Here is a 23,110-nt window from a genome sequence, read left to right as displayed (position 1 = left end):
GGTGAGCCGCAGCGCGAGCCGCTCGGCGGTCTCGGCATCGGATGCCACGACCGCCAGGCACATGTCGGGTCCGAGGAACTTGGACACGGAGCGGATGCGCGCCCATCGCTGCTGGGTGGCCCCGATGATCGACCGCAGGGGGACCCGGGACAGCAGCGAGAAGTGATCGTCCTCGATGACCAGGACGTACGGGTGATCGGCGAGCACCTCCCGGAGCTGCGCCGCGCGTCCCGCGGTCAAGCTGGCGCCGGTGGGGTTGTGCGCGCGCGGCGTGCAGATGACGGCGCGCACCCCGTCAGCGAGTGCGGCGCGGAGCCCGTCGACCGTCATCCCCTCGGCATCCACGGCCACCGGCACCGCGCGGTAGCCGCCCTGGCGCACGGTGTGCAGCGCGGAGAGGAAGCAGGGGTCCTCGAGGGCGACGGCGTCGTCGCGCTGCAGGGTCTGCGCGAGGAGTCGCTCGATCGCGTCGCTGGCGCCGCTCGTGACGGTGATCCGCGGCTGGTCGTCGGGGAGCCCCTCCGCCATCCACTCGCGCGCCCAGGTCTCCAGGCCCGGATCGACGACGGGCTCGCCGTACAACACGGGTCGTCCGGACCGCGCGAGCGCAGCGGCCGGATCGGGAATGAGCCCGGGGTCGGGATTGCCGGTGCCGACGTCGCGCAGCACGGTGCCCGGCGCGTACCCCTCCTGCGCCACGGGCGCCTGCTCGGCGACGCGGGTACCGCCGCGCCCGCGCGCGACGACGAGCCCGGCCTGCGCCAGCTGCCGGTACGCCGCGACGACCGTGTTGCGGTTGACTCCGAGTTCGGTCGCGAGAGTACGCACCGGCGGGAGTGCGTCGCCCGGGGGGAGGTGTCCGCGCTCGATCCGTTCGCGCAGTCCGGCTGCGATCTCGGATGCCGAGCGCCCGGTGATGTCGACCGACATTCGTCCCCTTTCGCCTCGGCCAGCCTATGTCCTGCGTCGTGCTACGGTTTGGCCTAAGCCAAAGCAGAGCGCACCCGAAAGCGCGAAGGGAATCGACAATGACCGACACCGGAACCTCCCGCGTCAAGCGCGGACTCGCCGAAATGCTCAAGGGCGGCGTCATCATGGACGTCGTCACCGCCGAGCAGGCTCGCATCGCCGAAGATGCCGGCGCCGTCGCGGTCATGGCCCTCGAGCGCGTTCCCGCCGACATCCGCGCCCAGGGAGGAGTCGCGCGCATGAGCGATCCCGACCTGATCGACGACATCGTGGCATCCGTCTCGATCCCGGTCATGGCGAAGGCCCGCATCGGGCACTTCGTCGAGGCGCAGATCCTGCAGGAGCTCGGCGTCGACTACATCGACGAGTCCGAGGTGCTCTCGCCCGCCGACTACGTGAACCACATCGACAAGTGGAACTTCACCGTGCCGTTCGTGTGCGGCGCGACGAACCTCGGCGAGGCGCTGCGCCGGATCACCGAGGGCGCGGCGATGATCCGCTCGAAGGGCGAGGCCGGCACCGGAGACGTGTCCGAGGCGACCAAGCACATCCGCACGATCCGCTCCGAGATCAATGCCCTCCGCGCCAAGACGAAGGACGAGCTCTACGTCGCGGCCAAGGAGCTCCAGGCCCCGTACGAGCTCGTCGCCGAGATCGCGGAGACCGGGAAGCTCCCCGTGGTGCTCTTCACCGCCGGTGGCGTGGCCACCCCGGCCGACGCCGCGATGATGATGCAGCTCGGGGCCGACGGCGTCTTCGTCGGATCGGGCATCTTCAAGTCGGGCAACCCCGCGCAGCGCGCCGCCGCCATCGTCAAGGCCACGACGTTCCACGACGACCCCAAGATCGTGGCCGAGGCCTCGCGCGGACTCGGTGAAGCCATGGTCGGCATCAACGTCGCCGACCTGCCCGCTCCGCACCGCCTGGCCGAGCGTGGGTGGTAACACCCCGCGCGTCGGCGTCCTCGCCCTGCAGGGCGACGTCCGCGAGCATCTGCGCGCGCTCGCGGACCTGGGCGCCGACGCCCGGCCCGTCCGGCGCGCGTCGGAGCTCGCCGACGTCGACGGGCTGGTCCTCCCCGGCGGCGAGTCCAGCGTCATCGACAAGCTCGCGCGCGCGTTCGATCTCTTCGATCCGGTCCGCGCGGCGATCGCCGAGGGGCTCCCCGTGCTCGGCACGTGCGCGGGCCTCATCCTGCTCGCCGACCGGATCGACGGCGCGATCGCGGGCCAGCGCACCTTCGGCGGACTCGACGTCCGGGTGCAGCGCAACGCCTTCGGCTCTCAGACGCAGTCGTTCGAGACCGACCTGGCGGTTCCGGCCCTGGGGGATCCGCCGGTGCACGCCGTGTTCATCCGCGCGCCCGTGGTGACCGAGACGGGCCCGGATGCCATCCCGCTGGCGACCCTGCCCGACGGGCGCGTCGTGGCGGTGGAGCAGGGCAACCTTCTCGGCCTGTCGTTCCATCCCGAATCCACCGGCGAGACGCGCTTCCACGCGCGGTTCCTCGACCGCGTGCACAGCCGCACCGGCGGACACGCGCCCGCGTTCTAGACTGGAACGCATGTCCGGACACTCCAAATGGGCCACGACCAAGCACAAGAAGGCGGTCGTCGACGCCCGCCGCGCCAAGTCGTGGGCCAAGCTCATCAAGAACATCGAGGTCGCCGCCAAGCTCGGTGGGGCGGACCTCCAGGGCAACCCGACGCTCTTCGACGCGGTACTCAAGGCCAAGAAGACCTCGGTCCCCAAAGACAACATCGATCGCGCGATCAAGCGCGGCGCCGGCATCGGCGGCGAGGCCGTCGAGTACGCCTCGATCATGTACGAGGGCTACGGCCCGAACGGCGTGGCGTTCCTCATCGAGTGTCTGACCGACAACAAGAACCGCGCCGCGGCCGAGGTCCGTACCGCGCTCAGCCGTAACGGTGGCACGCTCGCCGACCCCGGCAGCGTCGCCTACAACTTCAGCCGCAAGGGCGTCATCGTCGTCCCCTCCGAGGGGACGACCGAAGACGATGTCATGCTCGCGGTCCTCGAGGCCGGTGCGGAAGAGGTCGAGCCGCACGGCGACGGCTTCGGCGTCATCACCGAGGCGAGCGACCTGGTGACGGTTCGCTCGGCCCTGCAGGAGGCCGGGATCGACTACGACTCCGCCGACGTCGAGTTCGTCCCCTCGCTCAAGGTCGAGGTCGACGCCGACACCGCGCGCAAAGTGTTCCGCCTCATCGACGCGCTCGAAGACAGCGACGACGTGCAGAACGTCTACACGAACTTCGACATGAGCCCCGAGGTGCTGGCCGAGCTCGAGAACGACGAGTAAGGGCGCGCCCTGCTCGAGACCACGACCCCTGCGCCTAGCGTGGGGGTCGTGTCTCATTCCCTGCGCGTCCTCGGCGTCGACCCCGGGCTGACACGCTGCGGAATCGGCGTCGTCGACGTCTCACCCGACCGCACGGCATCCCTCGTCCATGTCGGCGTGGTGCGCTCGGCGGTCACCGATCCGATCGAGAAGCGCCTCGCCACGATCGCGGCCGGCATCCGCTCGGTCCTCGCCGCCCACGACCCTCACGTCGTCGCCGTCGAGCGCGTCTTCGCGCAGAACAACCGCCACTCCGTGATGGGCACCGCGCAGGCGAGCGGCATCGCGCTGCTGCTGGCCGCGGAGCACGGCATCCCGGCGGCCACCCACACGCCGAGCGAGGTGAAGGCCGCGATCACCGGCTACGGCTCGGCCGACAAGCTCCAGGTGCAGACGATGGTCGCCCGGGTACTCCGCCTCGATGCGCTGCCCCAACCCGCCGACGCGGCTGATGCGCTCGCGCTCGCCCTGTGCCACGCCTGGCGCGGGGGAGCGGCGACGGCCCCGACCGGCGGCGCCCTCACTCCCGCGCAGAAGGCATGGCGCGATGCCGAGAAGCGGCAGACGTCCGCGGGGGCGCGTGTCGATCGAACAAAGGTCCGAACCGGCGCGTAGGCTCGTCGCATGATCTCTTCGTTGCAGGGTGTCGCCGCGCACGTCGGTGACGACGCACTCGTCGTGGTCGTCGGGGGAGTGGGGCTCTCCGTGGCCGTGACCCCGCAGGTCGCGCGCAGCACCCACGTCGGCGACGAGGTTCACGTCCACACGCACCTCGTCGTCCGCGAAGACGCCCTGTCGCTCTTCGGTTTCGAGACGCGCGAGGAGCTCACGGTCTTCACCCAACTCATCGGTGTCACCGGAGTCGGGCCGAAATCGGCGATGGGCGTGCTGTCGTCCCTGACGGTCCCTCAGATCGCGCAGGCGGTCACCGACGACGACGACGCTCCGTTCAAGCGCGTCTCCGGCATCGGTCCGAAGACCGCCAAACTCATCGTCGTGCAGCTCGCGGGCAAGCTCGCCGTCCCCGCGGCCCAGGCTCCGGCCGCCGTGGCCCCGCATGGGCAGGTGCCCCTGCAGGTGACGCAGGCGCTGATCGGGCTCGGGTGGAGCGAGCGCATCGCGGCCGAGGCCGTGGCATCCGTCGCAGAGAACGCCGCCGAGGCCGACCGCGCCTCGGTGCAGTCGCTGCTGCGGCTCACGCTCGCGCTCCTCGGTCCCGCGCGGAAGGAGCCGGTCGGTGGATGACGTCGTCCGCGACGCCGGCACCCCCGACGACGAGACCGAACTCGCGATCGAGGGGGCGCTCCGCCCGACGTCGCTCAGCGAATTCGTCGGGCAGCAGAAGGTGCGCGGGCAGCTGCAGCTCCTGCTCGATGCGGCGAGGATCCAGCAGCGCTCGCCAGATCACATCCTCCTGTCCGGCCCTCCCGGCCTGGGCAAGACGACGCTCGCGATGATCGTGGCCCACGAGAGCGGGCGCCCGTTGCGCCTGTCGAGCGGACCCGCGATCCAGCACGCCGGCGATCTCGCCGCGCTGCTGTCGTCGCTGACTCCCGGCGAGGTCCTGTTCATCGACGAGATCCACCGCATGGCACGCTCCGCCGAAGAGATGCTGTACCTCGCGATGGAGGACTTCCGGATCGACATCATGGTCGGCAAGGGCGCCGGTGCCACCAGTATCCCCCTCGACCTCGCCCCGTTCACGCTGGTGGGGGCGACGACGCGCGCGGGGCTCCTGCCGAACCCGCTCCGGGACCGCTTCGGATTCACCGCGCACCTGGAGTACTACGAGCCCGAAGAGCTGGAGCGCGTCGTCTCGCGTTCGGCATCCATGCTCGACGTCGGCCTCCCCGGCGCCGCGCGCTCCGAGATCGCCCGCCGCTCCCGTGGCACGCCCCGCATCGCGAATCGACTCCTGCGTCGCGTCCGCGACTACCTCGTCGTCTACGGCCCCTCGAGCGGGACGGATGCCGGCGACGCCGACGTCCGCACCGTCGACGCCGCCCTCGACCTCTACGACGTGGATGCCATCGGCCTCGACCGCCTCGACCGGGCGGTGCTCGACGCCCTCGTGCGCCGCTTCCGCGGGGGGCCCGTGGGCCTCAGCACCCTCGCCGTCGCCGTGGGCGAAGAACCGGAGACGATCGAGTCGGTCGTCGAGCCGTATCTCGTGCGGATCGGCTTCATGGGGCGCACACCGCGCGGCCGCGTCGCGACGCCCGAGGCGTACGACCACCTCGGCGCTCCCCACCCCGACGGGCTGCTCCGATTCAGTCAAGGGGGATGACCTATACTCGGCGAGGGATTCCCCGACCCCCTTAGGCAGAGCCGCACGGCGCGCCTAACTCGAAAGGTGCACCGCCTCCATGGATTTCGCGAACTTCTTCGCCAATTACGGCCTGATCATTCTCCTGATCGGCCTGCTGATCTTCATGTTCTACAGCTCGCGTCGCCGCATGCAGAAGCAGAAGCTCGAGCAGGAGGAGAAGGCGCGCCAGACCGTTCCGGGTTCCGAGGTGCTGCTGCAGGGCGGCCTGTACGGCACGATCGTCGAGTACGACGGTGAAGACCTCGACAAGCCCGCCCATGTCGAGATCGCTCCGGGCGTCGTGATCAGGGTCCACAGCCAGGCCGTCCTCCGCGTGGTCAACCCCGCCGAGGGATACGTCACCGAAGACGAGTTCATTGAAGCCGAGGAGTCCGAGGCCGAGTACATCGCGGGCGTCGCCGACGGCGACATCACCTCGATCAGCGACGACCACCGCGCGGCCCGCCAGGCCGAGGTCGAGCGCGACGACAAGGACCGCCCTCAGGCCTGACCGCTTCTCGCCCGACCGTTCACCGCCGCATAGAAAGCCGACTCCGTGGCGCCCTCGACTCCCGTCCGCCACGCCTGGCGCGTACTGACCGGACTGCTCGCCATCACCGGCGTGCTGTTCGGGATCAACGCACTGGGTGTGTACGCCTTCCAGCAAAGCTCCTGGACCCCCGACCTCGCGCTCGACCTGCAGGGTGGAACCCAGATCATCCTGGCCGCCCAGACCACCGACGGCGCCGCGCCCGACGGTGACCAGCTCCAGCAGGCCGTGTCGATCATCCGGCAGCGAGTAGACGCCTCGGGTGTCGGCGAGGCCGATGTCGCCACCGAGGGCGGCCGCAACATCGTCGTCCAGATCCCGGGCCAGGCCGACGAGGCCACACGCCAGCGGATCCAGAGCTCCGCGCAGCTGCAACTGCGAGCCGTGCTGTTCACCGGCTCGCCCGCGACGTCGTTCGTCGGGGAGGACGGGCAGAACACGCCCTACCCCACACCCGACCCCGCACTGCCCTCGACGCCCACGGCCTCGCCGACGAACGGCAGCGATCTGGCGTGGGTGACGCCGGCCCTGCAGGCGGAGTTCCTCGCCTACGACTGCGCGAACCCCACGAACACCCCCGCGCAGGCACCCGCCGACCAGCCGCTGATCACCTGCAGTGACGACCGCGGCGTGAAGTACATCCTCGGACCGGTCGAGCTCGACGGCACCGACATCAGCAACGCCACGAACGGCCAGGAGCAGAACACCGGTCAGTGGGCGGTCAACCTCGCCTTCAACGACCAGGGCACCCAGAAGTTCGGCGAGATCAGCCAGCGCCTGTACGGCCAGCAGGCCCCGCTCAACCAGTTCGCGTTCGTCCTGGACGGGACGGTGCTCTCGGCGCCGTCGATGAACGGCATCATCCTCGACGGCCGCCCGAGCATCACCGGCAGCTTCACGCAGGAGACCTCGAAGGCCCTCGCCGACCAGCTGCGCTACGGCGCCCTGCCGTTGAGCTTCACGGTCGTCAGCTCCGACACGGTGTCGGCGACGCTGGGCTCGCAGCAGCTGCAGATCGGCTTCATCGCCGGACTCATCGGTCTCGGCCTCGTCGCGATCTACTCGCTGGTGGTCTACCGCGCACTCGGAACCGTGATCATCGCGTCGCTCGGCGTCATGGCGGTGCTGACCTACGTCACGCTCTGCATCCTCGCGTGGCGTATGGGCTTCCGCCTCTCGCTCGCGGGTGTCGCCGGACTCATCGTCACGATCGGCTTCACGGCGGACTCGTTCATCGTCTATTTCGAGCGCATCCGAGACGAACTCCGTGACGGCAAGTCGATCACGGCGGCCGTCGAAGACGGGTGGGCCCGCGCCAAGCGCACCATCTACATCTCGAAGTCGATCAACATCCTCGCCGCCGTCGTGCTATACATCCTCGCGGATGCCACAGTGAAGGGCTTCGCGTTCACGCTCGGCCTGACGACCGCGATCGACATCCTGATCTTCATCCTGTTCACGCACCCGGTGATGCAGCTGCTCGCGCGGACGCGCTTCTTCGGCTCCGGCCACCCGCTCTCGGGTATGGACCCGGAAGCGCTCGGGGCCGTCTACCGCGGACGCGCGCAGTTCCGCGCCCCGGCCGCAGCGGTCTCGGGCCGCGCGAGCCGTTCGCGCGGTGAGGCCCAGCGCCGACAGACGATCGCCGAGCGCAAGCGCGCCGAACTCGCCGCAGCCCAGAGCAATAGCCGCTCCACGAAGGAGGGAGACGACTGATGCGCTCCATGACGCAGCTCGGAAACGACCTCTATTCGGGAAAGACCTCTTTCCCGTTCGTCCAGCGCCGCCGCCTCTGGTTCATCATCGCCGCGGTGTTCGTGATCGCTGCGGCGCTCGTGCCGTTCATCCGCCCGATCCAGTTCTCGATCGAGTTCACCGGCGGGTCGCAGTTCACCGTCTCGAACCCCGCGTCGTTCGACCAGGCGATCGCGACCGAGGCCGTGGCATCCGTCGTGCCGGGCGCGGCGACGCGCGTCACCACGATCAGCGACCAGGCCGTCCGCGTCCAGACGGACCAGCTCGACGATCAGCAGACGCAGGACGTCTCGTCGGCCCTCGCCGACGGGTACGGAGTGCCCGCGACCGAGATCACGAACTCGTTCATCGGTCCGACCTGGGGCGAGGACGTCACGCGCCAGTCCCTCTGGGGCCTGTCGATCTTCCTGGCACTGACGTTCGTCATCCTGGCGCTGTACTTCCGCACCTGGAAGATGTCGGTCGCCGCGATTATCGGCCTGGTCGACGTGCTCGTGATCACCGTCGGCGTCTACGCGGTCTTCGGGTTCGAGATCTCACCCGCCGCCGTGATCGGGTTCCTCACGATCCTGTCGTACTCGCTGTACGACACGACGGTCGTCTTCGACAAAGTGAGAGAGAACACGAGGGAAGACGGCGAGATATCGGGCCGCACGTTCGCGGAATCGGTCAACCTCGCCGCGAACCAGACGCTGATCCGATCGATCAACACCACCGTGGTCGCGATCCTCCCGGTCGGCGCGATCCTGTTCATCGGCGTCCCGCTGGGTGCGCGTACCCTGAGCGACATCTCGCTGTCGATCTTCGTCGGCACGATCGTCGCGGCGTACTCCACTCTCTTCGTGGCCGTCCCGATGTACGCGCTGCTGCGCGAGAACGAGGCGCCCATGAAGGCGCGCGACGGTCGCATCCTCGCCGCTCGCGAGAAGGCCGGTGTCCCCGCCTGACGGCGGGCACCGGTCCCACGCGGCGTAGGATGGGAAGACTGATCGCAGCACCCGGGGGAGGGGATCGATGACCGAGACCACGTCCCCGGCGCCACCGCCCTCGTCACTGAGACGGCTCGTTCCGCGCATCTTCTCGCGCGCCGCCCGCCGCGATGACGTCGACAAGCTCCTGAGAACGGTGCGCACGCACCACCCCAAGGGCGATCTCGGCATCATCGAGCGCGCCTACGCCGTCGCCGACAAGGCGCACGACGGACAGAAGCGACAGAGCGGCGAGCCCTACATCACGCACCCGCTCGCGGTCGCGCAGATCCTGGCCGAGCTCGGGCTCGGGCCCAAGGCCATCGCCGCAGCCCTCCTGCACGACACGGTCGAGGACACCGGGTATCCCCTCGACGAGCTCGCCGCCGACTTCGGCGACGAGGTTGCGATGCTCGTCGACGGCGTGACCAAGCTCGATAAGGTCAAGTACGGCGAAAGCGCGCAGGCCGAGACGGTCCGCAAGATGATCGTGGCCATGTCGCGCGACATCCGCGTCTTGCTGATCAAGCTCGCCGATCGTCTGCACAACGCGCGCACGTGGGGTTTTGTGCCGCCGCACAAGGCCGCGAAGAAGGCCACCGAGACTCTGGAGATCTACGCTCCGCTCGCTCACCGTCTCGGCATTCAGGCGATCAAGAGCGAACTCGAAGACCTTTCGTTCGCGGTCCTCCACCCCAAGCTCTACGCCGAGATCGAGAGCCTCGTGCGTCAGCGCACGCCACAGCGCGAGCAGTACGTCCACACCGTCATCGAGAACATCGACGCCGACCTGCGCGAGTTGCGCGTGCGCGGGCGCGTCATGGGGCGGCCGAAGCAGCTGTACTCCGTGTATCAGAAGATGGTCGTGCGGGGCCGCGAGTTCGACGACATCTACGACCTCATCGGCATCCGGATCCTGGTGGGCACCGTACGCGACTGCTACGCGGTGCTCGGCGCGATCCACGCGCGGTGGACACCTCTTCCCGGGCGCTTCAAGGACTACATCGCCACGCCCAAATTCAACCTCTACCAGTCGCTGCACACGACCGTGATCGGGCCGAGCGGCCGCACGGTCGAGATCCAGATCCGCACGCACGAGATGCACCAGCAGGCGGAGTTCGGCGTCGCCGCGCACTGGAAGTACAAAGAGCGGATGGCGAGCGGGAAGACGGATGCCAAGGCCTCCGACACCGACATGGCCTGGATCGCGCGCATCTCGGACTGGCAGGCCGAGACCGCCGACCCGGGGGAGTTCCTCGATTCGCTGCGCTTCGAGATCGGCGCCAAAGAGGTCTACGTCTTCACGCCGAAGGGCCGTGTGATCGGGCTCCCCAAGGGCGCGACGCCGGTGGACTTCGCGTACGCCGTGCACACCGAGATCGGCCACCGCACGATGGGGGCCAAGGTGAACGGCCGCCTCGTGCCGTTGGAGACCGAGCTGCAGTCCGGTGACGTCGTCGAGGTCTTCACCTCCAAGAATCCCGACGCCGGCCCCAGCCAGGACTGGCTCGGCTTCGTCAAGAGCACCCGTGCGCGCAACAAGATCCGCGGGTGGTTCACGAAGGAACGACGCGAGGAAGCGATCGAGCAGGGCAAGGACTCGATCGCCCGAGCGATGCGCCGGCAGAACCTGCCGCTCCAGCGCCTGATGAACCAGGACTCGTTCACCGAGGTCGCGCGCGGTTTCCACTACGAGGACGTCTCCGCCCTCTACGCCGCGGTGGGCGAGGGGCATGTCTCGACGCAGTCGGTCATCGAGAAGGTCACGGCCCTCGTCAGCGCCGACGACACCTCCACCGGTCCCATCGATCTGCCGCAGGTCGGACGCAGTCGCGCCCCGCGCGGCGGCGACTCGGGGGTTCTGGTACGCGGTGCCCCCGACATCCTGGTCAAGCTCGCCAAGTGCTGCACGCCGGTCCCCGGCGACGAGATCGTCGGCTTCGTCACGCGCGGCAGCGGGGTGTCGGTTCACCGCGGTGACTGCACGAACGTGAAGTCGCTGCGCGAGGATCCCGAGCGCCTCATCGACGTCGAATGGGCCCCGACGACCAAGAGCGTGTTCCTCGTGCAGATCCAGGTCGAAGCACTCGACCGCTCGGGTCTGCTCAGTGATGTCACGCGGGTCCTGAGCGAGCACCACGTCAACATCCTCTCGGCCACGGTGTCGACCACCAACGACCGTCTCGCGCTCAGCAAGTTCGTGTTCGAGATGGGCGACACGGTCCACCTCGACCGCGTGCTCAACGCGGTCCGGCGTATCGACGCGGTCTACGACGTGTACCGCGTCACCTCGTCCTGACGCCCGCCAGGACGTCGTCCGCTCTCCGCCCGTAGGGAAAGCGGGGATGCCGAGCGAGCCAGGCCCGGGCGTCGTCGCGCACGTCGGGTGCGGCCCGCGCCCACCTGAGCGCGTCGGCGAGATCATCGGCATCCAGGGATCTCGCGAGGTCGACGAGCGTGCGCTCAGGCGTCGTGACGCGAATCCCGGCGATCGTGACGACGTCGCCCGGCGGTATTCGCACGTCGTGCACGACCACACCCGCGGCGCGCACGGGCCGCACTCGCACCGCCGACGCGCGTTGGAGGTGATGACGAACCGGCTCGGACGCGATGGCGCCGTGGACCCACGCCGCACTGACGCGGACCACCGCCCACCGATCGCTCGCGAGCGGTGCGAGGCTGCGAGCGCGCATCCAGGCCGTTTCGACGGCATCGGCGGGCATGAACCCCTCGCCGATCGGGGTGAGCAGGCCGTCGAGGCACGCAGCCGTCAACTCGCTCAGCGAGAGCCGTTCTCCGGGGAAGTAGAGGAAAGGGGAGACCATCCCGTCAGTGTGCCGGGATGGTCTCCCCTCGCGCGTCCGGGGGACGCCGATCTGTGGAGAACGCTCAGCCGCCGAGCGCGCGGAGCCACGTGCGCCGCGCCTCGAGGGCCTCGGACGCCTGGGCTGCCGCCCGCTTGTCGCCCTTCGCCTCGGCCGCCGCGAGCTCGGCCTCGAGCTTCTCGATCGCGTCGGTCAGCTGACGCGTCATGTCGTTCGCCCGCGCCTTCTGCTCGGGGTCGTTCTGCTTCCAGTCGGCGTCCTCACGGGCGCGCACGCTCTGCTCGATCTTGCGAAGGTCGTCGTCGAGCGCGCGCTCCTTGTCGCGAGGGAAGATGCGGCCGATCTCGTCCCACTGGCGCTGGATGGCGGTGAGCTTCTGGCGGGCCGTCGCGAGGTTCTTCTCGTCGACGATCGGGGCCGCTTCCACGAGGAGAGCGCGCTTCTGCTCGATCTTCTCCTGGGATGCCTCGGCGTCCGCGGTCTCACGCTCGATACGCGCGCCGTACAGCGCGTCGCCGGCGGCCTTGAAACGAGCCCACAGCGCATCGTCGACCTTGCGGCCCGCACGCCCGGATGCCTTCCACTCGTCGAGCAGATCGCGGTAGGCGGGGATGCCGTCCTCGCCGCGCGGCGCCAGGGCCTCGGCTCGCTCGACCAGGCGGGTCTTGGCGTCGCGCGCGGACTTGTGCGTCTCGTCGAGGGCGGAGAAGAACTCGCGGCGGTGACGATCGACGGTGGCTCGCGCGTCGCGGAAGCGGCGCCAGAGCGTCTGCGCCGTGGACTTCGGCAGCCGCGGACCGTTCTGCTGGTGGGCCTGCCACCGGTCGAAGAGCGCCGCCATGTCGGCCGTCATCTGCTTCCACTGCACCGACTGCGGATCGCGGGCGGCGAGGGCTTCGGCCTCCTCGACGATCTCGGTGCGCTCGCGCACGGCGTCGTCGACGGCCTCCCTTGCCGCGGCGGCCTCGGTCTCGGTGGCCTCGGCGAGCTCGGCCGTCAGGGCGTCGAGGCGCTCGAGGAGGGCGGCGAGATCACCGACGGCGGCGGCGCCGTCGACCTTCGCGCGCACGGTCGCCGCCGTGGAGCGCAGGTCGGAGGCCGAGGCCCCACCGCGACGGTGACGCACCTCGAGAAGGGTCACCTCGCCCGCGAGGTCGGCGAACTTGCGGGTGTAATAGGCCAGGGCTTCGTCTGCCGTGCCGTCGGGATACTGCCCGACGACCCGCCACTGGTCGCCCTCGCGCACCGATACGGTGCCGTCCTCTTCGACGCGACCCCACGGCTCGACCGGTGCCGCAACGCGCGCACCGGGACGCGGACCCGGGCGGGGACCCGGCGCGGGGGCGGCCTTCGGACGCTCGGCGGGCGTCTCCTCGTCGGCGGGCACCGTCTCCGGCGCATCAGCCTCGGGCGCGTCGGCCTGGGGCGCATCGGCCTCGGGCGCGTCGTCGGGCTCCGCGTCAGCCTCGGGCGCGTCGGCCTGGGGCGCGTCGTCGGGCACCGCGTCTGCCTCGGAGGCCGCGTCGACCTGGGTGTCGGTCGAAGCGGCATCCACTTCGGTCGTGGTCTCGTCGCCGGGAGTCACGTCGACCGCCGCGTCGTCGGCGACGGCGGGGGTGGTGTCGGGGGAGTCGGAGGAGGGAAGGGAAGTCACGAGAAGCACCTCATCGCGGCCGGGCCGCCTGGGGGAGAAGGACGGTCCGAGCCTAGTACGACGGATGCCGTGCGCGAGATGCCAGCATGTGTCGCCTCGCGTCCAGGCGAAGCGACGAATCCTGGCGACTCACGCGGTCGGCGCGGAGTCAGGGGGTGGGCTGGGGCGTGGGGGTCGGGTTATCGGTCACGGCCGGCTGGGGCGCGGGGGCACCGGGACCGTCGACGAAGTACAGGGTCTGCACCGCGATCGCGCCGGCGATCACCACGAGGCCGACGACGAGTCCGATGACGTTGTCGCGCGTGCGACGTGCCCCCTGGCGCCGATGCAACTCCTGACGCGCCTGATACACCCGTGCGCGCTCCCGCTGCTCGCGGCTCTGCCGATCCTTGCCACCCGTCGCCACATCGACCTCTCTTCACCACCCGCGGACCGCCCCGATCCTACGCACCGTTGCGAGGAGCCCACAAAGACGCGCGGTCGGGTGTCGGCGGGCGCGATTAGCCTGGATCAGTGACCAGTGCCTCCGCCCTCTTCCAGGGCCAGACCCCGCTCGCGGTGCGCATGCGCCCCACGAGCCTCGACGAGGTCGCCGGGCAGAGTCACCTGCTCCGCCCCGGTTCGCCGCTGGTCACCCTCGCCGGCACCGATTCCTCGGCATCCGTCTCCGCCGTCTCCGTCATCCTGTGGGGGCCGCCGGGGACGGGCAAGACAACCCTGGCGCAGGCGATCGCGCGCTCCTCCGGGCGCCGGTTCGTCGAACTCTCGGCCATCACCGCGGGAGTGAAGGACGTTCGGGAGGTCATGCAAGAGGCCCTCACCCAGCGCGACCTCTACGGGCAGTCGACGATCCTCTTCCTCGACGAGATCCACCGGTTCACCAAGGCACAGCAGGACGCGCTGCTGCCGGGCGTCGAGAACGGGTGGGTGGTGCTGATCGCCGCGACCACCGAGAACCCGTCGTTCTCGGTCATCTCACCGCTGCTTTCACGATCGCTCCTGCTCACCCTGCGACCGCTGGGCGACGACGACCTCGGCGCCCTCGTCGACCGAGCCGTGACCGATCCGCGCGGCCTCGCCGACGCCGTCGTCCTCGGCGACGAGGCGCGCGCCGCTCTCGTTCGCCTGGCCTCGGGCGACGCTCGCCGCGCACTGACCGCCCTCGAGGCTGCCGCCTCCGTCGCCGCCGACGACGCGTCCCGCGAGACGAGCGACGACGACGACACGGATGCCGGCGACCCGCGTCCCGTCATCACCGGGGACCACATCGCGCAGGCCGTCGACCGCGCGCTGCTGCGCTACGACCGGCAGGGCGACGAGCACTACGACGTCATCAGCGCCTTCATCAAGTCGATCCGCGGATCCGACGTGGACGCCGCGATCCACTACCTCGCCCGCATGATCGAGGCCGGCGAAGACCCGCGCTTCATCGCCCGGCGGCTCGTGATCTCGGCGGCCGAAGACATCGGCCTCGCCGACCCCCAGGCTCTGCAGATCGCGGTCGCCGCGGCCGACGCGGTCGCCTTCATCGGCATGCCCGAGGGACGCATTCCGCTGGCGGAGGCCACGGTGTACCTCGCGACCACAGCGAAGTCGAACGCCGCCTACAACGCCATCAACGCCGCGATCGCCGACGTCAGGGCGGGTGGGTTCGGGCGCGTCCCGCTGCACCTGCGCGACGCGCACTACCCGGGAGCCAAACGGCTGGGGCACGGGAAGGGCTACATCTACGCCCACGACAGCGACATCGGCATCGTCGCTCAGCAGTACCTCCCCGACGAACTGCGGGGCACCCAGTACTACCGACCGACCTCGCACGGGGCCGAGCGCGACGTCTCCGCCCGGCTCGAGAAGATCCGCCGCATCCTCGACGGCGGGTGAAAACCGCCGCGATCGCACGAGCGGGCCGGGGCGCGCGTGCGACGCTGTCGCCGTGACCGCCGTCCTCCTTGCCCCCGCCGCCGTCCTCGTGCTGGACCTGTATGCGGTCGTCCTGGTCGTGCTGCGAGCGAAGGTGTACCGGGTGGCGCTCTACCGCCCCATGCTGCTGAACACCGGCCTGTCGACGCTCCCCGTCGTGACGGCGATCGGCGTCATCGTCGGCCTCTTCGCGCTCTTCCCCCTGCTCGAGGGTCTCGTCGCGACCGCCCCGTGGGCGGGTGGCGTCGTGCTCCTTGCCTATCTCACGGTGGCCACGGGGGTGTGGGTGCTCCTGTTCCCCAACTCCGTCTACCTCATCACCGAGCTCAACTTCAGCCACCGGACGCCCGACTCCCCGGTCCCGCTCTGGTACGACATCATCCAGACCCTGGTGCTGACCCTCTCCGGTCTCGGAAACGCCGTCCTGAGTCTCGGCATCCTCCACGCGCTCCTCGTCGTCTACGAGGAGCCGACCGACAGGATGCCGCCGGCCACCAGCTGGGTCTTCGCCGCCGTCGTCATCGTGCTCGGCGCGGTGGGGGTGTACCTCGGCCGGTATCTCCGGGTGAACAGCTGGGATGTCCGGCATCCCGTCGCTCTGCTGCGACGGCTTTCCACCCACCTGCGTCAGCCGGGCACCGCGCTCGAGGCGGGCGCCTTCGTCGCGACCCACGCGATCCTCGTCGCAGTGCTGTATGTGCCGCTGTTCTGGCTCGCCTGGACGTCGTTCCTCGCCACCGCCGTCTGATAGTCTGAGTCGGTTCGAAACACAGTTTTCGGGCATCCCCTCTCTTCTTCACCGACCTTCCGGCATGCCCCGGCGTGCAGTCCGGACAGGGCGAAGAGAGCGTGATACGTCCGTGAGCCGCGAAACGCGCGGCCACGTCATCGGAAGGAGTACTTCGTGGCAACGAAGTCCCAGGACCGCCGCAAGGTCCGTCTCTCGCGCGCCCTCGGCGTCGCGCTCACCCCGAAGGCCGCCCGCTACCTCGAGAAGCGTCCCTACGCTCCCGGTGAGCACGGCCGCACCAAGCGCAAGGCCGACAGCGACTACGCCGTGCGTCTGCGCGAGAAGCAGCGTCTGCGCGAGCAGTACGGCATCCGCGAGAAGCAGCTGCGCATCGCGTTCAACGAGGCCCGTCGCACCGACGGCCTGACCGGTGAGAACCTGGTCGAGCTGCTCGAGATGCGTCTGGACGCCCTCGTCGTTCGTGCCGGCTTCGCCCGCACCACGGCCCAGGCCCGTCAGCTCGTCGTGCACCGCCACATCCTGGTCGACGGCCAGCTCGTGGACCGCCCGTCGTTCCGCGTCAAGCCGGGTCAGCAGATCCACGCCAAGCCCAAGAGCGAGGGTCTCGAGCCCTTCCAGGTCGCCGCCGCCGGCGGGCACGCCGAAGTGCTGCCCCCCGTTCCCGGTTACCTCGAGGTCGACCTCGCCACGCTGCAGGCGAAGCTCGTGCGTCGCCCCAAGCGTGCCGAGGTGCCCGTCACCTGTGACGTGCAGCTCGTCGTCGAGTACTACGCCGCTCGCTGAGTCCCCGACTCACGAGCCGAAGGGCGCCGGGTTCTCCCGGCGCCCTTCGTCGTTCCCGGGCGCGCTCTCGCGCGGCCGGGTGCCGTTTCGGTTGCGCTCTCGCGCGGCCCGGTGCCGTTTCGGTCGCGCTCTCGCGCGGCCCGGTGCTGTCTCGAGCCAGCACAACTCCGGCATCCTGACGCGCCTCAGACCGACGGCAGCCATCGACCACGTTCTTACCGGAGTTCTGCGCGTCGGCTATGGCGACGGATGCCGGGGGGCGTGGCATCCATCCCTCCGGGCGCGCGCTCGCGCGACCCCGTCGCCTACGATGAAGGGATGCCGCACCCGCGGCGCTCGCTCGAGGAAGAAGTGGTGAACGTGAGAAGCCTCGTCTGGTTCGTATTGGGCATCGCCGGAGGCTTCGTCGCCGCGCACCTGGTCAACAAAGACCCGCGCGGGCAGGAGCTGCTCGCACAGGTCGACGCCCGCATCGGCGAGTTCGCCGACCGCATGAGCGAGGCCTACCACGAGCAGGAGACGCGCCTGTCCGACATCCTGGACGACGCGAAGAGCGTTGCGGCCTCCGCCGTCGATGCGACCGCCGACGCCGCGGGCTCCGTCGCCGCCGCGGCGAAGAAGGCCGCCCCCACCGACTGACATCCCGGCATCCCGCCCCGCTGGCCGGGGCGGATCCGCACGCCCACGGAAAGACCCGACATGAAAACCGCCGAGATCGCTCAGCGCTTCCTCGACTACTTCGAGAAGAAGAACCACACCATCGTGCCGTCGGCCTCGCTCGTCACCGACGACCCGGCCCTGCTGTTCACGGTCGCCGGCATGGTGCCGTTCATCCCCTATCTGAGCGGGGTCGTCCCGCCCCCGTACCCCCGCGCAGCCGACGTGCAGAAGTGCATCCGCACCAATGACATCGAAGAGGTCGGCAAGACCCCCCGGCACGGCACGTTCTTCCAGATGCTGGGCAACTGGTCGTTCGGCGACTACTTCAAGGAAGATGCGATCCGCTACGCGTGGGAGCTTCTGACCTCCTCCGAGGCCGACGGCGGCCTGGGCTTCGACCCGAAGGACCTGTGGGTCACCGTGTACGAAGAGGACGACGAAGCCCACGACCTCTGGCGCAGCCTCACCGACCTGCCGGAGGAGCGGATCCAGCGCCTCGGCAAGGACACGAACTACTGGTCGACCGGACTTCCGGGCCCCGCCGGACCCTGCTCGGAGATCTTCTTCGACCGGGGCCCCGCGTACGGCATCGACGGGGGTCCCGCGACCGACGACGACCGCTACGTCGAGATCTGGAACCTCGTGTTCATGCAGTACGAGATCACCAACGTGCGGTCGAAGTACGACTTCGACATCGTCGGCGAACTGCCGGCGAAGAACATCGACACCGGCATGGGTCTGGAGCGCATCGCGTTCATCAAGCAGGGCGTCGACAACATGTACGAGACCGACCAGGTGCGTCCGGTGCTCGACCTGGCGGCGAAGCTCGCGGGGAGGGCCTACGGCGCCGAGTCGCACGAGGACGACGTGCGGCTGCGCATCGTCGCCGACCACGTCCGCTCATCGCTCATGCTGCTCGCCGACGGCGTCACCCCGTCGAACGAGGGCCGCGGCTACATCCTGCGCCGCATCATGCGCCGGGCCATCCGTTCGATGCGCCTGCTCGGCGTCGAGGGTGCGACGTTCCCCGAGCTGTTCGCCGCGTCGCGCGACGCGATGAAGGAGTCGTACCCCGAGGTCGAGGCCGACTACGCCCGACTCTCGGCTTACGCGATCGCCGAGGAGCAGACGTTCCTGCGCACGCTCGCGGCGGGCTCCGCCATCCTCGATCAGTCGGTGGCGGATGCCAAGCAGGGCGGTGCCACGACGCTCTCCGGCTCCGAGGCCTTCTTGCTGCACGACACGTACGGCTTCCCGATCGACCTCACGCTCGAGATCGCCGAGGAGGCGGGACTGAGCGTGGACCGCGGGGCGTTCGACACGCTCATGCAGGAGCAACGGTCGCGCGCGAAGGCCGACGCCCGGTCCCGCAAGGGTGCGATCGCCGACCAGAGCGTGTACCGCGAGTTCCGCGCGCTGGGCGAGACGGTGTTCACCGGGTACACCGACCTCGAGACGGAGTCGAAGGTCCTCGGCATCCTGGTCGACGGGCGCGCCATCGACCGCGCATCGCAGGGCCAGATCGCCGAGGTCGTCCTCGCCGAGACGGCCCTCTACGCCGAGTCGGGCGGCCAGGTCGCCGACAAAGGCGTCATCGTCGGTCCCGGCTACGAGCTCGAGGTCCTCGACGTGCAGCGTCCCGTGCCGGGCCTCATCAGCCACACCGTCGAGGTCACGAGCGGCGAGGTCTCGGTCGATGCCCCCGCGACGACGGTGGTCGACGCCCTCAACCGCCACTCGGCGCAGCAGGCGCACTCCGCGACGCACCTCGTGCACGCGGCGATCCGCGACACCCTCGGCAAGACCGCGACGCAGACCGGTTCGCTCAACCGCGCCGGCTACATGCGCTTCGACTTCAGCTGGGGCACGGCGCTCTCGCCCGAGACCCGCACCGAGATCGAGGACATCGCCAACAACGCCGTCCGCGACAACCTCGAGGTCACCACGCGCGTGATGTCGCTCGACGAAGCCAAGGCCGCGGGCGCGATGGCGTTGTTCGGCGAGAAGTACGGCGACACCGTGCGCATGGTCGACATCGGCGGCCCGTGGTCGCGCGAGCTCTGCGGTGGCACGCACGTCGCGCGCAGCGCCGAGATTGGCCTGGTGAACCTCGTCGGCGAGCAGTCGGTGGGCGCCTCCAACCGCCGCGTCGAAGCGCTCGTGGGCCTGGACGCGTTCCGCGATCTCGCCGCCGAACGCGCGATCGTGTCGCAGCTGACCACCTCGTTGAAGACCCCACGCGAGCAGCTCACGACCCGCATCGCCGAACTCGCTGCGAGCCTCAAGGCCGCCGAGAAGAAGATCGCCGCCTTCGAGGCGCGAGCGCTGTCCGACCGTCTGCCGCAGTTGGCGGAGTCCGCGGTCGTCGTGGGCGCGGTCCGCGTCGTCGCCCAGTCGCTCGGTGAGGGCGCGTCGGCCGACGACGTGCGCTCGCTCGCGCTGCAGGTGCGCGACCGACTCGGCTCCGACCCGGCCGTCGTCGCCCTCGGCAGCATCGCGGGCGGCCGCGCCACGGTCGTCGTCGTGACGAACGACGCCGCGCGCGACCGCGGTCTCGCTGCCGGAGCCCTGGCCAAGGCGGCTGCGGGCGTGCTCGGCGGTGGCGGCGGCGGGCGTCCCGACGTCGCACAGGGTGGCGGAACGGATGCCGCGGCCCTGCCGCAGGCGCTCGAGGGCATCGTCGCGGACGTGCGGGCGACGACCGCGTGACGGAATTCCGCCGCGGTATCCGGCTGGGCATCGACGTGGGACGCGCGCGCGTGGGCGTCGCCCGGTCGGATCCCGACGGCCTGCTCGCGGTGCCCGTCGAGACGGTGCCGCGCAAGGGCGAGGCGGTGCGCCGCATCGCCGCTCTCGCCGCCGAGTACGAGGCGTTCGAGGTTCTCGTGGGTCTACCGCTGAACCTCCGCGGTGAGGACACCGCCTCGACGACCGACGCGCGCCGCTTCGCCGGGGAGCTCGCCGGGGCCTTGACCGTTCCTGTCCGGCTCGTGGACGAGCGCCTCAGCACGGTGTCGGCGCACGGTGTCCTGCGTCAGGCAGGGCGCTCTCAGCGGGAGTCTCGTAGCATTGTGGACCAAGTCGCCGCTGTGGTGCTGCTGCAGCAGGCGCTCGACGTGGAGCGACAGTCCGGCGAGCCGGCCGGACCCGCCGTAGCACCGGGACAGGAGCCCGCCTGATATGCCCGATAAAGACCCCTCCGACCCGCTCGCAGAGCTGTACGGCCGCTTGCCCGACCCCCGCACGGCAGCGAAGGATGCCCCGGGGCGCGACGACGCGACCCCCGCTGCATCCGAGACGGACACCCCGGCGCCGCCGTCGCGCCGTGCCATGCGCGAAGCCCGTCGCGCGGAGACCGGCCCCACGCCCGCGGTCGACCCGACGCCCGCGGTCGACCCGGCCGGGCAGGAGGCCCCCGCTTCGGATCCCGCCCCGTCTCGCGCCGCGGTCGATTCCCGCCTCTTCGAGCAGCGGCGAACGGCACCCGGCCCTCAGCCTTCCGCGCAGCCGCGCCCCGAGCCCGAACCGGTCCGCGACCGCGACCGCGAACCCATGCTGGTAGGCGCCGGCGTCGCGGCGGCGGGCGGCTCGGGCGGCGGGCGACCGCCGGCAGCCGGATCGCTCGAGGACCTCTTCTCGGGGAGGGCGAGCACCGACGAGGTGCACGGGGCCGCACGTCCACCGAAGCGACGCCGCGGTTTCGGCGGATGGATCGCCCTCGCGACCGTTCTGGTGATCCTCGGCGGGCTCGTCGGCGGGGGCTTCGCGCTCTGGAACACCTACGGCGAACGCGTCCAGGCCTTCTTCGGCACGGGCGAGCCCACGGATTTCGAACCGGGCATCGCGACGGGGGAGACGCGCGTGACGATCGTCTCGGGCGACACCGGCGAGTCCGTCTCACCGAAGCTCTTCGAGGCCGGTGTCACCAAGGCATCCACTTCTCTCTACTCGTACATGGTCGACAACGGCATCGTGTTCACGTTCCAGCCGGGCGTGTACAAGCTGCAGCAGCAGATGACCTCGGCCGCTGTTCTCGAGGCACTGCGCGACCCCGCGAACCGCTTGAACAACTCCGTGCAGCTTCGCGAAGGGCTCACCCTGGAGCAATCGCTCGACGTCATGTCGGAGCAGTTGAGCATGCCGCGCGAGGACCTCGCCGCGGCCGTGGCCGATCCGTCGCAGTACGGTGTTCCCGCCACCTCGCTGGAAGGCTGGATCTTCCCCGCCACGTACGACTTCGACGAAGGCGTCACCGCGACCGAGGTGATCCAGCGGATGGTCGATCGGACCGTGCAGTCGCTCGATCAGGCGGGAGTGCCCGAGGCGGACCGCGAGCGGATCCTGATCATCGCGTCGATCATCGAACGCGAGGCGCGCAGCAGCGAAGACTTCTACAAGGTCTCGCGCGTCATCGAAAACCGTCTTCAGCCGACCAACCAGGAGACCTTCGGCAAGCTCGAGATGGACTCGACCGTCCAGTACGGCGCCGACGAACTCGGCAGCGGGACCGTCAGCACGTCGACCGAGGCGCGCAACAGCGACAACCCCTGGAACACGTACATGTACCCGGGTCTGCCGATCGGACCGATCTCCAACCCCGGCGACCTCGCGATCGACGCCGCGATGAAGCCGGTGGACGGCCCGTGGCTCTACTTCGTCACCGTCAACCTCGACACCGGCGAGACGGTGTTCACCTCGACGTACAGCGAACACCAGCAGGCCGTCGCCCAGTGGCAGGCCTGGTGCACGGACAACCCGAATAGCGGATGCTGAGCGGGCGCACGCGCCTCGCCGTCTGGGGCGACCCGATCGACCATTCGCGCTCGCCCGCGCTGCACTCGGCCGCGTACCGGGAACTCAGACTCGACTGGGATTACGGGCGCCGCCGGGTGAGCGAGGGCGAGTTCGCGCGAGCTCTGGACGGCCGGGATGCCACGTGGCGGGGTCTCTCACTCACCATGCCCCTCAAGCACGCCGCGGCGGCGGCATCCGTGTGGCTCGACCCCGACGCCCGGCTCACCGGCGCTGTGAACACGCTGCTCCTCGACGACGGCGCCCCTCGGGGCTTCAACACCGACGTGGGCGGCCTCGTGCGCGCTCTCAGCGAGATCGGCGTCGATGCGCCGGGGCGCGTGCGCGTGCTCGGCGCGGGTGCCACGGCCACGTCGGCGGTCGTCGCCGCGGCGCGCCTCGGCGCGCGGTCGATCGAGGTGCGTGCCCGCCGGCCGGAGGCCGCCGCCCCGCTCGTCGAGCTGGGCCAGGCGCTGTCGGCGCCGGTCGCGGCGGTCCCGCTCGACGCCCCCGCACCCTCGACGGTCGACGTGACGATCGCCACGCTCCCCGGCGGCACGGATCTCGGCCCGGTCGGGGGGGAGCTGGCATCCGTCGGTGGCCCGCTGGTCGACGTCGTGTACGGCGGGTGGCCGACGCCTCTCGCGCGCGCGTGGAAGCACGCGGGCCGCGCCGCGCACGACGGCCTCGGGATGCTGGTGCACCAGGCGCTGCTGCAGGTGCGCGTGTTCGTCGGCGGCGACCCCGCCGTGCCGCTCGACCGCGAGGACGCCGTGCTCGCCGCGATGCGCGGCGCGGTCGTGGGAGGATAGGG

General features: G+C 70.2%; 22 protein-coding genes. 18 read left to right on the top strand and 4 right to left on the bottom strand.

The genetic code is table 11. The features are described 5' to 3' along the window. Window positions 1-930: aminotransferase class I/II-fold pyridoxal phosphate-dependent enzyme (locus tag D8Y23_RS07465; RefSeq protein ID WP_128217530.1), on the bottom strand; the 930-nt coding region annotated here is incomplete at its 3' end. Between the two features lie 98 nt (window positions 931-1,028). Between D8Y23_RS07465 and pdxS the strand changes: the two genes are divergently transcribed. The 10 genes from pdxS (at window position 1,029) to D8Y23_RS07415 (ending at window position 11,211) form a co-directional block, all read left to right on the top strand. Next, entirely contained in the window at window positions 1,029-1,913 is an 885-nt protein-coding gene (pdxS, locus tag D8Y23_RS07460) for a pyridoxal 5'-phosphate synthase lyase subunit PdxS (RefSeq protein WP_128217529.1), read from the top strand. Then, window positions 1,903-2,523 (top strand): pyridoxal 5'-phosphate synthase glutaminase subunit PdxT, encoded by a 621-nt coding sequence (gene pdxT, locus D8Y23_RS07455; RefSeq protein WP_128217528.1) that lies wholly within the window; start codon window positions 1,903-1,905, stop codon window positions 2,521-2,523. The genes pdxS and pdxT overlap by 11 nt, the downstream gene beginning before the upstream one ends. Before the next feature lie 10 nt (window positions 2,524-2,533). Continuing rightward, window positions 2,534-3,292 carry a YebC/PmpR family DNA-binding transcriptional regulator gene (locus D8Y23_RS07450; protein ID WP_128217527.1) on the top strand — a complete coding sequence of 253 codons (759 nt, stop codon included), beginning with the start codon at window positions 2,534-2,536 and terminating at the stop codon, window positions 3,290-3,292. 48 nt (window positions 3,293-3,340) lie between these two features. Then, the gene (gene ruvC, locus D8Y23_RS07445) at window positions 3,341-3,946 is read left to right on the top strand and encodes a crossover junction endodeoxyribonuclease RuvC (RefSeq protein ID WP_128217526.1); all 606 of its coding nucleotides are present in this window, start codon (window positions 3,341-3,343) and stop codon (window positions 3,944-3,946) included. 9 nt (window positions 3,947-3,955) lie between these two features. After that, window positions 3,956-4,576: a Holliday junction branch migration protein RuvA gene (ruvA, locus tag D8Y23_RS07440; RefSeq protein ID WP_128217525.1), complete on the top strand. Its 621-nt coding sequence runs from the start codon at window positions 3,956-3,958 to the stop codon at window positions 4,574-4,576. Then, window positions 4,569-5,618 carry a Holliday junction branch migration DNA helicase RuvB gene (ruvB, locus tag D8Y23_RS07435; RefSeq protein WP_128217524.1) on the top strand — a complete coding sequence of 350 codons (1,050 nt, stop codon included), beginning with the start codon at window positions 4,569-4,571 and terminating at the stop codon, window positions 5,616-5,618. The genes ruvA and ruvB overlap by 8 nt, the downstream gene beginning before the upstream one ends. Window positions 5,619-5,697: 79 nt before the next feature. Continuing rightward, entirely contained in the window at window positions 5,698-6,150 is a 453-nt protein-coding gene (locus D8Y23_RS07430) for a preprotein translocase subunit YajC (RefSeq protein WP_128217523.1), read from the top strand. 45 nt (window positions 6,151-6,195) lie between these two features. Further along, window positions 6,196-7,905 carry a protein translocase subunit SecD gene (gene secD, locus D8Y23_RS07425; RefSeq protein ID WP_128217522.1) on the top strand — a complete coding sequence of 570 codons (1,710 nt, stop codon included), beginning with the start codon at window positions 6,196-6,198 and terminating at the stop codon, window positions 7,903-7,905. Beyond that, window positions 7,905-8,891 (top strand): protein translocase subunit SecF, encoded by a 987-nt coding sequence (gene secF / locus D8Y23_RS07420; RefSeq protein ID WP_128217521.1) that lies wholly within the window; start codon window positions 7,905-7,907, stop codon window positions 8,889-8,891. The genes secD and secF overlap by 1 nt, the downstream gene beginning before the upstream one ends. Window positions 8,892-8,958: 67 nt before the next feature. Then, window positions 8,959-11,211, top strand: coding sequence for a RelA/SpoT family protein (locus D8Y23_RS07415; protein WP_128217520.1), 2,253 nt, complete (start codon window positions 8,959-8,961; stop codon window positions 11,209-11,211). Here the strand turns inward: D8Y23_RS07415 and D8Y23_RS07410 are convergent. From D8Y23_RS07410 to D8Y23_RS07400, 3 genes are all read right to left on the bottom strand, one after another. Further along, window positions 11,198-11,737 carry a type IV toxin-antitoxin system AbiEi family antitoxin gene (locus D8Y23_RS07410; protein ID WP_128217519.1) on the bottom strand — a complete coding sequence of 180 codons (540 nt, stop codon included), beginning with the start codon at window positions 11,735-11,737 and terminating at the stop codon, window positions 11,198-11,200. The two genes, D8Y23_RS07415 and D8Y23_RS07410, sit on opposite strands and share 14 nt — an antisense overlap. A gap of 64 nt (window positions 11,738-11,801) precedes the next feature. Beyond that, window positions 11,802-13,391, bottom strand: coding sequence for a DUF349 domain-containing protein (locus D8Y23_RS07405; RefSeq protein WP_428844473.1), 1,590 nt, complete (start codon window positions 13,389-13,391; stop codon window positions 11,802-11,804). 148 nt (window positions 13,392-13,539) lie between these two features. Next, window positions 13,540-13,797 carry a dioxygenase gene (locus D8Y23_RS07400; RefSeq protein WP_128217518.1) on the bottom strand — a complete coding sequence of 86 codons (258 nt, stop codon included), beginning with the start codon at window positions 13,795-13,797 and terminating at the stop codon, window positions 13,540-13,542. 107 nt (window positions 13,798-13,904) lie between these two features. Between D8Y23_RS07400 and D8Y23_RS07395 the strand changes: the two genes are divergently transcribed. From D8Y23_RS07395 to D8Y23_RS07360, 8 genes are all read left to right on the top strand, one after another. Then, window positions 13,905-15,272, top strand: a complete 1,368-nt coding sequence (locus tag D8Y23_RS07395) for a replication-associated recombination protein A (RefSeq protein WP_128217517.1) — start codon at window positions 13,905-13,907, stop codon at window positions 15,270-15,272. Between the two features lie 52 nt (window positions 15,273-15,324). Further along, complete coding sequence (locus D8Y23_RS07390; protein ID WP_128217516.1) at window positions 15,325-16,059, top strand: DUF1361 domain-containing protein; 735 nt, start codon at window positions 15,325-15,327, stop codon at window positions 16,057-16,059. A gap of 156 nt (window positions 16,060-16,215) precedes the next feature. Beyond that, a complete protein-coding gene (gene rpsD, locus D8Y23_RS07385) occupies window positions 16,216-16,845 on the top strand; it encodes a 30S ribosomal protein S4 (protein ID WP_128217515.1) in 630 nt (209 codons plus the stop codon). A gap of 261 nt (window positions 16,846-17,106) precedes the next feature. Continuing rightward, on the top strand, window positions 17,107-17,484 hold the full coding sequence (locus D8Y23_RS07380) for an ATPase (protein ID WP_240663825.1): 378 nt from the start codon (window positions 17,107-17,109) through the stop codon (window positions 17,482-17,484). Window positions 17,485-17,544: 60 nt separating this feature from the next. Continuing rightward, window positions 17,545-20,214 carry an alanine--tRNA ligase gene (alaS, locus tag D8Y23_RS07375; RefSeq protein WP_128217514.1) on the top strand — a complete coding sequence of 890 codons (2,670 nt, stop codon included), beginning with the start codon at window positions 17,545-17,547 and terminating at the stop codon, window positions 20,212-20,214. Continuing rightward, window positions 20,211-20,684, top strand: a complete 474-nt coding sequence (gene ruvX, locus D8Y23_RS07370; RefSeq protein ID WP_128217513.1) for a Holliday junction resolvase RuvX — start codon at window positions 20,211-20,213, stop codon at window positions 20,682-20,684. The genes alaS and ruvX overlap by 4 nt, the downstream gene beginning before the upstream one ends. 1 nt (window position 20,685) lies before the next feature. Further along, entirely contained in the window at window positions 20,686-22,278 is a 1,593-nt protein-coding gene (mltG, locus tag D8Y23_RS07365) for an endolytic transglycosylase MltG (protein WP_128217512.1), read from the top strand. Further along, the gene (locus D8Y23_RS07360) at window positions 22,272-23,108 is read left to right on the top strand and encodes a shikimate dehydrogenase family protein (RefSeq protein WP_128217511.1); all 837 of its coding nucleotides are present in this window, start codon (window positions 22,272-22,274) and stop codon (window positions 23,106-23,108) included. The genes mltG and D8Y23_RS07360 overlap by 7 nt, the downstream gene beginning before the upstream one ends. Window positions 23,109-23,110: the final 2 nt, after the last annotated feature.

The sequence above is a fragment of the Microbacterium enclense genome, assembly GCF_004022425.1.
Taxonomy (GTDB): domain Bacteria; phylum Actinomycetota; class Actinomycetes; order Actinomycetales; family Microbacteriaceae; genus Microbacterium; species Microbacterium enclense_A.
This window is presented reverse-complemented; position numbering and strand designations above follow the sequence as displayed.

Bases quoted from the DNA above. Each gene is read 5' to 3' on its own strand.
- secF (WP_128217521.1), top strand. From the start codon at position 7,905: ATGCGCTCCATGACGCAGCTCGGAAACGACCTCTATTCGGGAAAGACC.
- pdxS (WP_128217529.1), top strand. From the start codon at position 1,029: ATGACCGACACCGGAACCTCCCGCGTCAAGCGCGGACTCGCCGAAATG.
- ruvA (WP_128217525.1), top strand. From the start codon at position 3,956: ATGATCTCTTCGTTGCAGGGTGTCGCCGCGCACGTCGGTGACGACGCA.
- D8Y23_RS07450 (WP_128217527.1), top strand. From the start codon at position 2,534: ATGTCCGGACACTCCAAATGGGCCACGACCAAGCACAAGAAGGCGGTC.
- D8Y23_RS07360 (WP_128217511.1), top strand. From the start codon at position 22,272: ATGCTGAGCGGGCGCACGCGCCTCGCCGTCTGGGGCGACCCGATCGAC.
- D8Y23_RS07410 (WP_128217519.1), bottom strand. From the start codon at position 11,737: ATGGTCTCCCCTTTCCTCTACTTCCCCGGAGAACGGCTCTCGCTGAGC.
- mltG (WP_128217512.1), top strand. From the start codon at position 20,686: ATGCCCGATAAAGACCCCTCCGACCCGCTCGCAGAGCTGTACGGCCGC.
- D8Y23_RS07415 (WP_128217520.1), top strand. From the start codon at position 8,959: ATGACCGAGACCACGTCCCCGGCGCCACCGCCCTCGTCACTGAGACGG.
- D8Y23_RS07430 (WP_128217523.1), top strand. From the start codon at position 5,698: ATGGATTTCGCGAACTTCTTCGCCAATTACGGCCTGATCATTCTCCTG.
- alaS (WP_128217514.1), top strand. From the start codon at position 17,545: ATGAAAACCGCCGAGATCGCTCAGCGCTTCCTCGACTACTTCGAGAAG.